The following is a 13,711-nucleotide window of genomic DNA, read 5'->3' on the forward strand; positions in this document are numbered from 1 at the left end:
TCGCCCATCACGGCACGGGCGTGGCGACTATTTCGCCGGGCCTCGCACGTGTTCCAGGAACGCCGTCGCCGCCGCGCTCGTCGGGTTCGTGGTGACGGAGACGGTCTCCCACGCGGGCACGTCGCCGTCCAGCTCGACGAAGGCGGCGCGGTCCGTTTTGCGGGCGAAGGTCTCCGGCACGAGCGCCACGCCCAGCCCGGCGATCACCAGGTCGAGCAGCGAGTGCACGTCGGTGATCTCCAGCGCCACCTTGCGGTGCACCCCGGCCTCGGCGAGGACGGCGTCGGCCAGGTCGCGGGTGCCCCAGCCCGCCTGGAAGTCGACGAAGCGCTCGTCGGCGAGCTCCAGCGGCTTGACGGAGCGGCGCGTGGCGAAGGGGTGGTCGAGCGAGCACGCCAGCACCAGCGCTTCGCTGCCCAGCGGCGCGATGCGCACGTCGTCCGGGCAGCGCGCAGGCCTCGAGACGAACGCGACGTCGAGGCGCCCGGCCCGCACCTGCTCCACCAGCTCGGTGGAGCCGCCGTGCTGGAGCCGCACGTCCAGTCCAGGATGGACGGTCAGGAACCCGCTCAGCGCCGCGGGCAGGTGCAGCGAGTACAGGCACTGCAGCGACCCGATCGCGAGGCTCCCGCGCACCAGTCCCTGCACTGCGGCCACGGCGTCACGGCCCGCGCTCGTGGCCGAGAGCGCCCGCCGCGCCTCGCCGAGGAAGGCCTCGCCCTCGGCGGTCAGCTGGACCTGGCGGGTGCTGCGCCGGAACAGCGCCGCGCCCAGCTCCTTCTCCAGCGCCCGGATCGACGCCGACAAACCGGACTGCGCGACGTGCATCCGCGACGCGGCCCGGGTGAAGTGCGACTCCTCGGCGACCGCGACGAAGTACTCGAGTTGGCGAAGCTCCACGATTCATCACCCTGACTGCTCAACCGGATCGGTTTCTTCTGCTGGACAGCTTAATGCCACGGGCGGAGGGTGGAGGAGTACGACGGTAACCATCAGGAGGAAGTCCATGCAGACGCGCCGCCTCGGCGATGTTGATGTCAGCTCCATCGGGCTCGGCGGCATGCCGATGTCCATCGAAGGCCGGCCGGACCAAGAGCGTTCGGTGGCCACCATCCACGCCGCGCTCGACGCGGGCATCACCTTTTTCGACACCGCGGACGCTTATCACCGTGACGCCGGAGAGGTCGGCCACAACGAGTCCCTGATCGCCCGCGCGATCGCGAGCTACGGCGGCGACACCTCGGACGTGCTCGTCGCGACCAAGGGCGGCCACCTGCGTCCCGGCGACGGCTCGTGGACGCTCAACGGCTCGCCCGAGTACCTCAAGCAGGCGGCCGAGGCCTCGCTCAAGCGCCTCGGCGTCGAGGCGATCGGGCTGTACCAGTTCCACCGCCCGGACCCGAAGGTGCCGTACGGCGAATCGGTCGGCGCGATCCGCGACCTGCTCGACGAGGGCAAGATCCGCTTCGCCGGCATCTCCAACGCCAACCCGGAGCAGATCAAGCAGGCCAACGACATCCTCGGCGGCCGCTTGGTGAGCGTGCAGAACCAGTTCTCGCCCGCGTTCCGTTCCAGCGAGCCCGAACTGGAGCTGTGCGCCGGACTCGGCATCGCGTTCCTGCCGTGGAGCCCGCTCGGCGGCATCACCAAGGCGAGCGAGCTGGGCTCGCGCTTCGCGCCGTTCGCCGACGTCGCGAAGGCCCACGGGGTCAGCCCGCAGCAGGTGACGCTGGCGTGGATGCTCGCGAAAGCCCCCGTCGTGATCCCGATCCCGGGCTCGTCCCGCCCGGAGACCATCCGCGACTCGGCCCTCGCCGTCGACCTGACACTGACAGCGGACGAGGTCGCGGCGCTCGACGCCGCGTGACCTCCGCGCGCTCATCGGGCCCCGCTGCCCGGTGATGCGCCCCAATGTGGCGTTCGGTGCGTTGGACGCACCGAACGCCACATTGGGTGCGTTGAGCGCACCCAACGCCACATTGGGGCGTCACCGGGTGAAGTCCCAGCGGGTCGCGCCGTGCGGCTCAGCGGTGGCGACGCCGAACGCGGTGTGCGGCGTGAAGCGGTAGAGGTGCCAGGGCGCCGGGCCCGCACTGGGCGCGGTGAACGGGGCCGTAAACGCGTCGCCCACCACCGTCACGGGCCAGCCGCTGTCACGGTAGGCGGCAGCGACCTGCTCCAAGGTGGCGGCGTCGGTGGTCCGGCGGGCCTCGCCCTCCAGCACCACGTCGATGCCGGACAGCCGGACCGACACGGAACACACCGGGTTCGCCGCCAGATGACGCGACTTCCGGACGTCCGGCCCGCTGGTGAAGTACAGCGCGCCGTCCACCAAGGCGGCCCCGACGCCCGCGGAGTGCGGCCGCCCGCCGGGCCCCACCGTGGACAGGAAGAACGTCACGTTGGCTGTGGGCCAGTCCTGGACGATGGCGTCGAGCGCACGGCTCCACGGCAGCTCCGCGGACCCGTCCTGGTCGAGGTTTTTCGTGGCGTACGGCTCGATCGTGGTTTCAGTCATACCGGTGCGTCGAACGGCGTGGCCCCGGATCGACACCCGGCGCCGAAAACCTCAGCCCGAGCCGGGTAACGCCAGATCGCGGGACTTGCGGAAGTCCGCCAGGGTCAGCCAGGCCAGGTGCGGGTCGAGGGCGAGGTGGCGCCGGGCGATGGCCAGCTGGTGGAGGTCGCCGGTGAGGCGCTCCTCGGTGAGCGCGTCGGTGAAGACCTCCAGCAGCGTCGCGCAGAAGAGCACGAACGCGCTGCTGTGCCGGCGAAGGCGGTTGACCTCGTCGGCGAGGTCGTTGGTGGCGTCCTCGTTCAGCTCGGCCGCTAGGGCGGCCAGCTCGACGGCGTTGCCGGATTCGGGGATACGCAACAGTTTCGACCACAGCTCGTCCAGCACGGCGTTGTGCTCCAGGCCGCGGGCCTGGCCGGTGAACGCGCTGGACTTGGCGGCCAGCTCGGTGCGCACCAGGATGCCCGCGACGACCGACAGCGTCGGCTGGTACCGCTCGGTGGTCACGTCCACCATGTCGATCGTGGTGCGCCGCAGGTCGCGGGGGAGGCCGCCGGACAGGCAGTGGCACAGGTAGGAGAACTGCTCCTGGATCCGCGGCAGCCGCGTCGCGATCCACAGCCGGCTTTCGTCCAAGGTGAACGGTTCGAGGCGGACCAGCTCGGAGAACGCGCTGTCGAACGCGTCGCGCACGGCCAGCCCGCGCTTTTCGAAGCTGAGCACCGCGTCGTCGGACACCGCCACGAAGAACAGGCAGCCGGGCACGCCGAAGATGCCCTTGACGTCGTTCACGAGCTGGTGCGCCTTCTCCTGCTCGCCGATCTTGTCCAGCTCGTCGATGGCGACCACGAGCCGGTCGGTGACGCCCGTGTCCCGCAACGTCGTGGCGCCGCGCCGGGCGAACTCCCGGAAGCTCGCCACCACCTCGGGGTGCGTCAGCTGCTGCTCGGCCCGCTGTGTGGTGCGGGTGCGGCCGAGGTCGCCGCCCGCCGGCAAGGTGAGCTTGCCCGACCAGCCGCTGGTGTGGGTCTGCAGGAACCGGATCCGGTCGAGTTGCTCCCGAGCCTCGGCGAGTAGCCCCCGCAGCTGGCCCTGCCGTCCCCGGCCGTACGCCCGCGTCAGCCATCCCGCGGCCACGATGAGTGCGTCGGCCACCAGCCAGAGCGCGAGGATCCCCACCACGATCAGCGCGATGCGGTGACTGGTCGGCTGACCCGTCCACAGCAGCGGCGGCGTCCGCCAGTCCCGCCTGAGCAGGTGCCACAGCTCGGCGGGAAACCTGAACAGCGAGCCGCCCCACAGCCAGCCCCCGACGCCCCAGCCGATCGCGGCCGAGGCGACGACGTTGGCCAGCCCGCGAAGCCCCGCGCGCAGGGCCGGCCGCCAGCCGCTCGCGGGCTCGTCGACCCGCCTGGAGACCAGGTCGATCACGGCCTTGCACAGCAGCGCGTGCAGGTGCAGCACGAAGTCCCGCGCGTCGTAGTTGGCCGGCGCGGACGCCACCACGACCAACGGCGCGGGCGCCTCGCTGCCGTGGATGAGCCCCCGCTGCATGGACTCGATCGCGGTCGTCTTGCCGACCCCGCGCTGCCCGCCGAGCGCGACCGCCCCGGTGTCCGCCCGCTCGATGATCCGCCGCAGCCGCTTGGCCGCCGGCGTCGGGACAACCCGCAGGTCCTCTTCGTCGTAGAGGCCGAGCTGATCGTCGAAGGCGAGCTTGGTCCCGTAAAAACACTGGCGATGCGCGGTGATGTACGCCCGCAGCCCCGGCAGCACGACTTCCTGGAGCGCGAACTCCTGCCGATTTCCCAAGCAGAGCTGCTCGACGCCGAACCGGGCCTGACCCTGCTTGCCGAGTTCGAAACCGGTCAGCAGCCGGGGAACCCGCCGGATCGCCAGCCCGGCGGACAGGACCAGCACGCACAACAGCCCGGCCACGGTGAAGATCCGGAGGAACACCGGCAGGCTCGGCCAGGCGGCGCGGAACAGGGAGAGGTAGCCGACGCCGAGCAGCATCGCGAACACCAGCCACGCGACTTCCGGCGCCTCCACCGTCGGGGTCCGGCGATCCGGTTCGGCGTCCCCCACCCGGTCCTGGATCATCCGGATCTTCGCGAGCAGCGCCTCGTCGCCGAGCAGCGCGGCTCGCGCATCCGCGGCGCGCAGCTCCTCCATGCGTAGGGCGTGCCCGATTTCGTCGGTCTCGAGCGCGTCGTCGACCAGCACCCCCAGCGCGACCCGCGCGGTCCACGACTCGTGGTCGGTGAAGAACTCCTCGCTCACCAAGCGCGGGTCTCTCCACTCACCGTTCACCCGGGCATGTTCCCACAAGCCGCCCAGCGCCAGAGGGTGTTTGGCCGCGGCGTCAGCGCGGTGTCAGCGCTGTCGCCAGGCCGTGTCAGCGCTACGGCGCACGCTGGGCCGACCAACCGAGAGAGGGGGAGCCTTGACCACAACCAGGACCGCCGCCGCCATCACCGCGACCGGACTGCGCAAGGCCTACGGGGACCACACGGTGCTCGACGGCATCGACCTGAACGTCACCGAAGGCACGATCTTCGCGCTGCTCGGCCCCAACGGCGCCGGCAAGACCACCACCGTCCAGATCCTGTCCACCCTGCTCGCGGCCGACGGCGGCGAGGTGCGCGTCGTGGGCCACGACCTGGAGCGCGAGCCGGACGCGGTGCGCGGCGCGATCGGTGTCACCGGGCAGTTCTCGGCCGTCGACGACCTCCTCAGCGGTGCGGAGAACATGCAGCTGATGGCGGACCTGCACCACCTCGGCCGCGCCGAGGGCAGGCACCGGGTGGCCGACCTGCTGGGCCGGTTCGACCTCGCCGACGCCGCGGGCAAGCTCGCCTCGACGTACTCGGGCGGCATGCGCCGGCGCCTCGACCTGGCGATGAGCCTGGTCGGCGTGCCGCGGATCATCTTCCTCGACGAGCCGACCACGGGCCTCGACCCACGCAGCCGTCGCACGATGTGGGGCATCATCCGCGAGCTGGTCGCGGGCGGCGTCACCGTTTTCCTCACCACGCAGTACCTGGAAGAGGCCGACCAGCTGGCCGACCGGATCGCGGTGCTCGACCACGGCCGCCTCGTCGCGGAGGGCACCGCCGAGGAGCTGAAGCGGCTGGTGCCCGGCGGCCACATCCAGCTGCGCTTCGCCGACGTCGCCTCGCTGGCCGCCGCCGAGCGGCTCTTCGACGAGTCCACCCGCGACGACGACGCGCTGTCCCTGCAGGTCCCCAGCGACGGCGGCGTCCGCTCGCTGCGCGCCCTGCTCGACCGGCTGGACACGGCGTCGGTGGAGGTCGGCGAGCTGTCCGTGCACCTGCCCGACCTCGACGACGTTTTCCTCGCACTGACCGAAAGGACCTCGGCCCGATGAGCGGTTACGCCTGGCGCGACTCCTCGACCATGTTGCGCCGCAACATCAAGCACATGATCCGGTACCCGTCGATGACAGTGCTGCTGGTCGGCATGCCGGTCATCTTCCTGCTGCTGTTCGTCTACGTCCTGGGCGGCACACTCGGGGCCGGCCTCGGCGGCGGGCGCGGCGCGTACGTCAACTACGTGACGCCGGGCATCATCCTGATGGCGATCGCCGGCGCGGTCCAGGGCACCGCGGTGTCGGTGTCGATGGACATGACCCAGGGCATCATCGCGCGGTTCCGCACCATGGCGATCAGCCGCGCCTCGGTGCTGACCGGGCACGTGCTGGGCAGCGTGATCCAGGCGATGCTCAGCGTCGCGGTGATCCTCGGCCTCGCGCTGGCCATCGGGTTCCGCTCGGACGCGGGCCCGCTGGAGTGGCTCGGCGCGATCGGCGTGCTGGCGCTGCTCGCGTTCGCGCTGACCTGGCTGACGGTGGCGTTCGGCCTGGTGAGCAAGAGCGTCGAGACCGCCAGCAACCTGCCGATGCCGCTGGTCCTGCTGCCGTTCCTGGGCAGCGGCTTCGTCCCGACGGACTCGATGCCCGCCGGCGTGCGCTGGTTCGCCGAGTACCAGCCGTTCACCCCGGTGATGGAGACGGTCCGCGGCCTGCTGCACGGCACGCCGGTGGGCGGCACCGCGATCCTCGCCGTGGGCTGGTGCCTGCTGATCGCCGCGGGCGGCTACTGGTGGGCGCTGCGGTTGTACGACCGGAACCTGGTCCGTTAGTCCACAATGGACGTGACCAGCGCGGGAATCTCCGCGGTGGTCACGTTTCCACCGGCCCGGAAAGCCTCGTCGTACGCGTCGTCGCCGAGCCGCGCGCGGGCGCCGGCCTCGATGCGGGCGGTGTCCGGCTGGGTCAGGTCACGGCCGCCGCGCACGGAGTCGGCGACGGCCAGCATCCGGGCGGCGTCGGCGGGGCTGTCCTGGCGCAGCGCCTGGTCCGCGACGCCGATCAGCATCTGGGCCAGGTAGAGCGCGTCGCCGGAAGCCTGGACCAGGTCGAAGGCCTCGCGGCGGGAAACCGCTGCGGCCGCCAGATCTCCGGCGTCGGCGTCGAGGAAGGCGTGGGTGTACAGCAACATGCCGCGGAACACCGGGTGTACCGGCGCATGCGCCATCAGCGCGTCGGCGCGGTCGAGTTCCGCGCGGGCCGTGGCCGGATCGCCGCGCCAGCGCGCGAGCTCCGCCTTCGCCTGGGCCAGTCCGGCCAGCGCGTCGGGGAACACGACGGTCAGCGCCTCCCGGTCGGCCGCGGCCAGCGTGTCGGCGGCGGCCTCGGTGTCGCCGAGCAGCCAGAGCAGCTGGGCCTGGTGGCTGCGCAGGTGCAGGACGTCCTCCAGCGTGCCGATCTCGGCGACGGCGTCGATCGCCTCTTCGTTGTGGCCGAGGGCGGCCGCCAGGTCCCCGCGGCGGCCTTCCAGCTCCGCCAGGCCGCCCAGCGCGAGCGAGAGTCCCCACCGTTCCCCGGTCGTCCGGAGGTCCCGCAGCGCCTCCTGGGTGTCGGCTTCCGCCTCGTCCAAGCGGTCGCCGAGGCTCATCAGCATCCGCGCCCGGGTCAGCCGGGCGTGGCCGCGCAGCCACGGGTCCTCGTCGATGAGCAGACCGTCCAAAGTGTCCAGTCGAGGGGCCGCGCCGTCGCGGAGGCTGCCCATCAGCTCCTCCAGCGGGATGATGAACCGCAGGATCGGGTGCGCGGGAGCCTTTCTCCGGCTGAACTCCAACGCGATCTTCAGCCACTCGCCGACCGGGCGGTCGTCGCTGACGCCGGCCGTGACGAACATGGCGTACAGCGCGTACGCCGTCGCCCGCGCCTCGTCGTCGACTTCGCCGGGCACAGTCAGCACCTGGGTGATCAGGTCCATGCCCTCGCTCCGGTGCCCGCCCAGCAGCCAGTACCAGCCGGCCCCGACGACGAGCCGCACGCACGCGGCCGCGTCACCCGCGGCGATGGCGCCGCGCAGCGCGGCCGTGAGGTTGTCGTGGTCGGCGGCCAGCCGTCGTAGCCACTCGAGTTGCTCGGCGCGGCGCAGGTGCGGGTCGGCCGTCTCGGCGAGACGGGCGAACCAGTCCGCGTGCGCCCGTCGCACCTGCTCGCGCTCGCCGGCCTCGTCCAGCCGCTCCAGCCCGTAGGCCTTGATCGTCTCCAGCATCCGGTACCGCGGCTCGCCCCCGTCTTCGGCGGTCACCAGCAGCGACTTGTCCGCCAACGCGGTGAGCAGTTCGAACGCGTTCGCGTCGCCGCAGACCGCCGCGGCCGCCTCGGCCGTCGCGCTGCCGGAGAACACCGCGAGACGGCGCAGCAGCGTGCGTTCGGCGTCCGACAGCAGTTCCCAGCTCCAGTCGACCACCGCGCGCAGCGTGCGGTGCCGCGGCAGCGCCGTGCGGCTGCCGCCGGTGAGCAGCCGGAACCGGTCGTCGAGCCGGGCGGCGAGCTGGTCGGCGGTGAGCGCGCGCAGCCGGGCCGCGGCCAGCTCGACGGCCAGCGGCATCCCGTCCAGCGCGCGGCAGACCCGGACGACGGCGCCGGCCGTCGTGGCGTCCACGGTGAACCCGGGGCGCACCGCCGCCGCGCGGTCGGCGAACAGCCGGACCGACGCGCACGACATCGCCTCCATGACACCGCTGCCCTCCGGCGGCAGCGCGAGCGGCTCCACCGGCCACAGCGCCTCGCCCGTGACGGCGAGCGGCTCGCGGCTCGTCGCGAGGACCCGCAGCCGCGGGCATTCGCCGAGCAGCGCGTCCGCCAGCTCCGCCGCGGCGTCGATCACGTGCTCGCAATTGTCCAGTACCAGCACGGCATTCCGCGTGCGCAGGGCCGCGACGGCCCGGTCCCGCGGCGTCCCGCCGGTGGCCAGCCCGAGATAGGACTGGCCACGCAGGCCCAGCGCGGTGAGCACGGCCTGCGCGACGTCGGCGCCGTCGGTGACCGGCGCCAGCTCCACCAGCCACACACCGCCGTCCGCCTGATCCAGCAGCGTGCGCGCGGTCTCGGTGGCCAGCCGGGTCTTCCCGGCGCCGCCCGGCCCGATCAGCGTGGTGAGCCGGTACTCGTCGACGAGTTTCGCGACCATGGCGACGTCGGTGTCCCGGCCGACGAAGCTCGTCAGCCCGGTGCGCAGGTTCGTCCGCGATTCGTCCACTGTGGATTCACGCAGGATCGACGAGTGCAGTGCGGACAGCTCACCCGACGGGTCGGCGCCCAGCTCTTCGGCCAGCACCCGGCGGGTCCGCTCGTAGACGTTCAGTGCCTCCGCCGGCCGGCCGGCCGCGCACAGCGCGCGCATCAGCACCGCGGCCAGCCGTTCGCGCAGCGGGTGTCCGGCCAGCAGGTCGGCCAGCTCACCGGCCAGCGCGGCCCCGGCGCCCAGCCGCAGCGACGCCTCGGCGTGCTCCTCGACGGCGGTCAGCCGCAGCTCCGCCAGCCGCGCGAGCGGGGCCTGGAAGTACTCGCCGTCCGCGGGCACCGGGCCGCGCCATAGATCCAGCGCCTCACGCAGCAGCCGGGTGGCGTCGCCGCCCGCGCGCGCCGCGGTGAGGAGTTCCTCGAACCGGGCCACGTCGGTCTCGGCCGCCAGGCAGTACCCGGTGGCCGTCGAATCCGGCGCGACGCCCGCCTTCCGCAGCCGGGAGACCAGCGCCTGCAGCGCGTTCGCCGTGCCCGGCGGGTGTTCGCCCCAGACGGCGTCCACCAGCCGCGCCGAAGCGACGACCCGCCCCGGCTCCAGCGCCAGCGCGGTCAGCAGCGCGCGTAAACGGGCGCCCGTGATCTCGACGGCGGTGCCGTCTTCGGTCCGGACGTCCAAGGGTCCCAGCAAGCTGATCCGCACCATCCGATTCTGCCTGCTCCAGGGGCTCCGTCGCCTCGGGGATGGCCCGGATTTACGGCGCACCGCCGTTTGCTGGGGCCGACTGCAAAAATGGAGTTGACCCCAATTTTGCAGTCTGCTGCACTGAACGGCATGACCGAAGGACTCCGTGAGCGCAAGAAGCGCGAGACGGCCGCCCGGATTTCCGGCGTCGCCATCGGGTTGTTCGTCGAGCGGGGGTTCGACGCCGTCACCATCGCCGAGGTGGCGGAGGCCGCGGACGTGTCCGTGAACACCGTCTACAACCACTTCCGGACCAAGGAGGACCTGGTCCTGCCGCCGGAGGAGGCGTCGCCGGGGCGGCTCGCGGACATGGTGCGGGCGCGGGGGCTGGGGGTGTCCGCGGCGCACGCCGTGCTCGGCCGCCTGCGTGCCGAGGTGCGCGGGCGCGAGCGCACGATCGGCCTGACCGACGGGTTCGGCCGGGTGCTGCCGATGATGCTGGCGGCGCCGACTCTCGCCGCGCGGCTGGGCGAGCTGGGCACGCGGATGACCGGCGAGCTGGCCACCCTGCTCGCCGAGGAGGCCGGCGCGGGTCCGCACGACCGCGTGCCCGGGCTGGTCGCCGCGCAGATCGGGTGGGTGCACAACCTGGTGTACGCCGAGATCGGCGAGCACATCGTCGCGGGGGAGCGGCCCGATGCCGTTGCGGCGGCCGCCGAAGAATTGCTCGACGCCGTCGAAGGCCTCCTTGGCGAGCGAGTCCTCAAGTACGCGATCAGGGAGGAAAACCAATGACCCAGGATCTGTTCCGGGTGATCGTCCGCGGCAAGTTCGACGGCCTCGACGACACCGGCCGCGCCGCCCTGCGAGCCAAGGGCGGCGACCCGCTTTTCAGCGAGGAAGGCACTTTCACCTACGACGTCAACGCCACCGCGTTCACGTTCCGCTGTCAGGTACCCGCCGGGCCGGACGACGACGAGCGCGTCGCCAGGGAGCGCGCGACCGAGGCGCTGCGGGCCCACGGACTGCCGTACCGGGACCTCAACTTCGCCGTCACGGACCTGCGCACGATCCGGGTCCGCGCCAAGAGGCGGTGACACGAAGTCGCGTCGTTCCCGTCCTCCGGCGCGCTTCGTACCTACAGTGGCCGGGTGACTACGCCCGCACAGCACAAGCGCGACCAGGCGACCGCGCGCGTCGGCCGGCTCCAGGAGAGCATCCGCGCGGGGCTGTCCGGCCTGCCCGCCCTCACGGATGACAACGAGCGCACCGCGGCGTTGGACCAGCTGGTCGACGCGGCCGGCGACCTGCTCCGCACCGAGCGTGAGGTCGAGGCCGCCGCCGAGCAGGTGCGCCTGGCCCGGCTGGAGGCCCGGCGCGTGGGCACGCAGCGGATGGCGCTGTACCTCGCGACGCTGCCGGTCGGGGTCGGGCTGGTGGCCGGCGCGCTGATGTTGTTCGGCGGGATCAGCCCGGTGTGGGTGCTGCTCGTCCTGCCGTTGCTCGTCACCGGGCTGCGCATCGCGCTCGGCCCGGTGGGCCCGACGCCGCTGATGGTCGACCGCCGGCTGCGCGCGGCGTACACGGGCGCGGCGGCCGGCGCGCTGACAGCGGCGGCGCTGGTGTTCCAGGCATCCAGCGTCGCCGAGGTGATCCTGGTCCTGCTGGCCTCGCTCGCCGCCGTGGCCACGGCGATGTTCCTGGTGCAGGAGGTCCGGTGACCCACTCGGAGTACTACGCCGACACCGCCGGGTACTACCCGGACGACGACCCGCGCGACGATTCCGGCGTCGAGCGAGAGGACGAGTTCACCGTCCTGTCCGACACCGTCGACGGCATGCAGGAGACCGTCGACGACCTCGAGTCGCGCACCGGGCGGGAGCTGACCGACCTGCGCGAGTCCGTGGACTCCTACCGCGAAGCGCAGGAGCGCCACGAGTCCCGGCTGGACCTCGCGACGCGGCAGCTGGAACGGCTCAAGCAGCGGTTGCTGCTGCTGGAACGCGCCGTGCGGGTGTCGGAGAAGGTGCCGGTGGTCGACCTCGACGACGTCGGCCCGGCGTTGCGCACGCTCGCGGCCGAGGCGGAGCGGCGGCACTCGCTCACCGCGCAGCTCATGACGGCCAACCAGCGGCGGCCGTACGAAGAGGACATCGCGTTGCTGCCGAAAGCGCGGGAAGCGTTGGCGGACAGCGAAAAGTCGTTGATCGCGGTGCTCGGGGTGCTGGCGACGACCCAGCGCACGGACGAGCGTCGCGCCGACGCCGAGGCCCGGCTGTCCGAAGTGGTCGCCCGCCGTCGTGGGGTGCTGGACCGTCAGCTTCCCGCCGCGGTGAAGGACGCCGAGGCGGCGCGGCAGGCGTTGGACGCCGACGACGTGACGCGCACCCGCGTCCTCCCGCAGATCGAGAAGGCCGAGCGTGACTGGGAGGAGCTGCACTCCCGCCTGCGCGAGCGCATCACCGGCGCGATCGGGTCGAGCGCGTTGCTGCCGGTGTGGTTCACGCACGCCTTCGGGGTGGCCCCGCCCTCGGGCGCGGCGGGCGACCGCTGGATCCGCGCGTCTTCGTCGGTGCTGGCCTACCGTGTGACCCACGGGGTGACCGACCAGGCCCTGCCGCTGGGCGAGCCCCCGCCGTCCGACACGGACTGGACGCAGCCGCAGTGGTCGTGGCGCGCCCGGCTGGAACAGGACATCGAAGACCTGGACGACAGCGCCGGCTTGTGAGTGTTCACGACGGTTAGAACCGGCATAAACACTCACGAGTCTTTTAGTGCGGCTCGTCCGGCACCTCGACGGTGGGCGGCACCAGGTCGCGCTGCGCCCAGGCGACGTCGCGCCAGGCGCCGTGCTTCCAGCCGATGCGGCGATAGGTGCCGATGGGCTCGAAGCCGAGCGCGCGGTGCAGGCCGACGCTCGCGTCGTTCGGCAGGGTCATGCCCGCGACGGCCGTACGGAAGCCGCGCTCGACGAGCCGGGCGAAGAGGGCTTCGTAGAGCGCGCGGCCGCCACCGGTGCGCCGTCGGCCCAGCTCCAGGTAAACGCTCGCCTCGCACGACCACCGGTACGCCGCGCGCGCCTTGTACGGGCTGCCGTACGCGTAGCCGACAACGCGGCCTTCGTCCTCGATCACCAGCCACGCGTGGGTCTTCACGGCGTTCGTGATGCGGTCCGTCATCTCCTCGACGGTGGGCGGCTCGGTCTCGAAGGTGATCGCGGTGTCCGTGACGTACGGCGCGTAGATCGCCGCGCAGGCTTCGGCGTCGCTCGCCGAGGCGTCTCGAATCAGCATGGCCACTATAGTAAACATAGACCGCTGCTATAGTCGACAGCTGTGACGGATCCCCTCTCCGAGTCGATCGCCGCGACGCTGCGCGCGGCGCGCCAGGCCCACGACATCTCGGCCGGCGCACTCGCGGAACGCGCGGGCGTTTCCCGTGCCATGGTCGGCAAGATCGAGCGCGGCGAGGCCCAGCCCACGGCGGTGCTGCTGAGCCGGCTGGCGTCCGCCCTCGGCCTGTCGCTGTCGGAACTGGTGGCCAGGGCGGAGGGCGACGACCGGCGCGTCGCGCGCGTCACGGACCAGCCGAGGTGGACGGACCCCGTGACGGGCTACCTCCGCCAGTCCGTCTCGCCCCCGGGCCGCGGCGCCACGGAACTCGTCGAGGTCACGCTGCCGGCGGGCGCGGAGGTCGCGTTCCCGGCGGACTCCTACGTCTTCGCGGACCACCAGATCTGGGTGCTGGACGGGCATCTGCGCTTCCACGAGGGCCCGGCCGTCCACGAACTCGACGCGGGCGACTGCCTGCAGCTGGGCCGTCCGCAGCCCTGCGCCTACGTGAACCCGACGACCGAGCCCTGCCGGTACCTGGTCGTGCTCACGAAGCGCTGAAGCCGTCTACAAAGGACAAACCGGCCGGGGAACGAGTCCCCGGCCGGTTCGTA

13 protein-coding genes are annotated in these 13,711 nt (G+C 72.3%); 8 read left to right on the plus strand and 5 right to left on the minus strand.

Translation table 11 applies throughout. From position 1 onward, the window contains the following. Positions 1-27 precede the first annotated feature (27 nt). Positions 28-900 carry a LysR family transcriptional regulator gene (locus tag OG943_RS44200; protein WP_328606821.1) on the minus strand — a complete coding sequence of 291 codons (873 nt, stop codon included), beginning with the start codon at positions 898-900 and terminating at the stop codon, positions 28-30. A 106-nt stretch (positions 901-1,006) separates the two neighbouring features. Here OG943_RS44200 and OG943_RS44205 point away from each other — a divergent pair, with 106 nt between their 5' ends. Continuing rightward, positions 1,007-1,867, plus strand: a complete 861-nt coding sequence (locus tag OG943_RS44205; RefSeq protein WP_328606822.1) for an aldo/keto reductase — start codon at positions 1,007-1,009, stop codon at positions 1,865-1,867. 120 nt (positions 1,868-1,987) lie between these two features. Here OG943_RS44205 and OG943_RS44210 read toward each other — a convergent pair whose 3' ends face one another. Next, entirely contained in the window at positions 1,988-2,518 is a 531-nt protein-coding gene (locus tag OG943_RS44210; RefSeq protein WP_328606823.1) for a pyridoxamine 5'-phosphate oxidase family protein, read from the minus strand. Between the two features lie 51 nt (positions 2,519-2,569). Further along, entirely contained in the window at positions 2,570-4,798 is a 2,229-nt protein-coding gene (locus OG943_RS44215; RefSeq protein WP_328606824.1) for a hypothetical protein, read from the minus strand. Positions 4,799-4,961: 163 nt separating this feature from the next. Between OG943_RS44215 and OG943_RS44220 the strand changes: the two genes are divergently transcribed. Both OG943_RS44220 and OG943_RS44225 read left to right on the plus strand, forming a co-directional pair. Beyond that, positions 4,962-5,906 carry an ATP-binding cassette domain-containing protein gene (locus OG943_RS44220; protein ID WP_328606825.1) on the plus strand — a complete coding sequence of 315 codons (945 nt, stop codon included), beginning with the start codon at positions 4,962-4,964 and terminating at the stop codon, positions 5,904-5,906. Beyond that, complete coding sequence (locus tag OG943_RS44225; RefSeq protein WP_328606826.1) at positions 5,903-6,679, plus strand: ABC transporter permease; 777 nt, start codon at positions 5,903-5,905, stop codon at positions 6,677-6,679. The genes OG943_RS44220 and OG943_RS44225 overlap by 4 nt, the downstream gene beginning before the upstream one ends. Here the strand turns inward: OG943_RS44225 and OG943_RS44230 are convergent. Next, positions 6,676-9,786 (minus strand): BTAD domain-containing putative transcriptional regulator, encoded by a 3,111-nt coding sequence (locus OG943_RS44230; RefSeq protein ID WP_328606827.1) that lies wholly within the window; start codon positions 9,784-9,786, stop codon positions 6,676-6,678. The two genes, OG943_RS44225 and OG943_RS44230, sit on opposite strands and share 4 nt — an antisense overlap. Positions 9,787-9,915: 129 nt before the next feature. Here OG943_RS44230 and OG943_RS44235 point away from each other — a divergent pair, with 129 nt between their 5' ends. Genes OG943_RS44235 through OG943_RS44250 form a run of 4 tightly spaced genes read left to right on the plus strand, consistent with a single transcriptional unit; the run spans position 9,916 to position 12,493 of the window. After that, positions 9,916-10,560 carry a TetR/AcrR family transcriptional regulator gene (locus OG943_RS44235; protein WP_328606828.1) on the plus strand — a complete coding sequence of 215 codons (645 nt, stop codon included), beginning with the start codon at positions 9,916-9,918 and terminating at the stop codon, positions 10,558-10,560. After that, positions 10,557-10,862: a DUF6204 family protein gene (locus tag OG943_RS44240; protein ID WP_328606829.1), complete on the plus strand. Its 306-nt coding sequence runs from the start codon at positions 10,557-10,559 to the stop codon at positions 10,860-10,862. Before OG943_RS44235 ends, OG943_RS44240 begins: the two co-directional genes overlap by 4 nt. Before the next feature lie 54 nt (positions 10,863-10,916). Next, complete coding sequence (locus OG943_RS44245) at positions 10,917-11,486, plus strand: hypothetical protein (RefSeq protein WP_328606830.1); 570 nt, start codon at positions 10,917-10,919, stop codon at positions 11,484-11,486. Then, positions 11,483-12,493: a hypothetical protein gene (locus OG943_RS44250; RefSeq protein ID WP_328606831.1), complete on the plus strand. Its 1,011-nt coding sequence runs from the start codon at positions 11,483-11,485 to the stop codon at positions 12,491-12,493. Before OG943_RS44245 ends, OG943_RS44250 begins: the two co-directional genes overlap by 4 nt. A 43-nt stretch (positions 12,494-12,536) precedes the next feature. Here the strand turns inward: OG943_RS44250 and OG943_RS44255 are convergent, their stop codons facing one another. Next, complete coding sequence (locus OG943_RS44255) at positions 12,537-13,058, minus strand: arsinothricin resistance N-acetyltransferase ArsN1 family B (protein ID WP_328606832.1); 522 nt, start codon at positions 13,056-13,058, stop codon at positions 12,537-12,539. A 42-nt stretch (positions 13,059-13,100) separates the two neighbouring features. Here OG943_RS44255 and OG943_RS44260 point away from each other — a divergent pair, with 42 nt between their 5' ends. After that, complete coding sequence (locus OG943_RS44260) at positions 13,101-13,658, plus strand: helix-turn-helix domain-containing protein (RefSeq protein WP_328606833.1); 558 nt, start codon at positions 13,101-13,103, stop codon at positions 13,656-13,658. The last annotated feature ends 53 nt before the right edge of the window (positions 13,659-13,711 follow it).

Origin of the sequence: Amycolatopsis sp. NBC_00345, assembly GCF_036116635.1 — a bacterium.
Lineage (GTDB): Bacteria > Actinomycetota > Actinomycetes > Mycobacteriales > Pseudonocardiaceae > Amycolatopsis.

Excerpts from the sequence above, each read along its gene's own strand:
- OG943_RS44205 (WP_328606822.1), top strand. The coding sequence starts at position 1,007 with ATGCAGACGCGCCGCCTCGGCGATGTTGATGTCAGCTCCATCGGGCTC.
- OG943_RS44210 (WP_328606823.1), bottom strand. The coding sequence starts at position 2,518 with ATGACTGAAACCACGATCGAGCCGTACGCCACGAAAAACCTCGACCAG.
- OG943_RS44225 (WP_328606826.1), top strand. The coding sequence starts at position 5,903 with ATGAGCGGTTACGCCTGGCGCGACTCCTCGACCATGTTGCGCCGCAAC.
- OG943_RS44230 (WP_328606827.1), bottom strand. The coding sequence starts at position 9,786 with ATGGTGCGGATCAGCTTGCTGGGACCCTTGGACGTCCGGACCGAAGAC.
- OG943_RS44235 (WP_328606828.1), top strand. The coding sequence starts at position 9,916 with ATGACCGAAGGACTCCGTGAGCGCAAGAAGCGCGAGACGGCCGCCCGG.
- OG943_RS44240 (WP_328606829.1), top strand. The coding sequence starts at position 10,557 with ATGACCCAGGATCTGTTCCGGGTGATCGTCCGCGGCAAGTTCGACGGC.
- OG943_RS44255 (WP_328606832.1), bottom strand. The coding sequence starts at position 13,058 with ATGCTGATTCGAGACGCCTCGGCGAGCGACGCCGAAGCCTGCGCGGCG.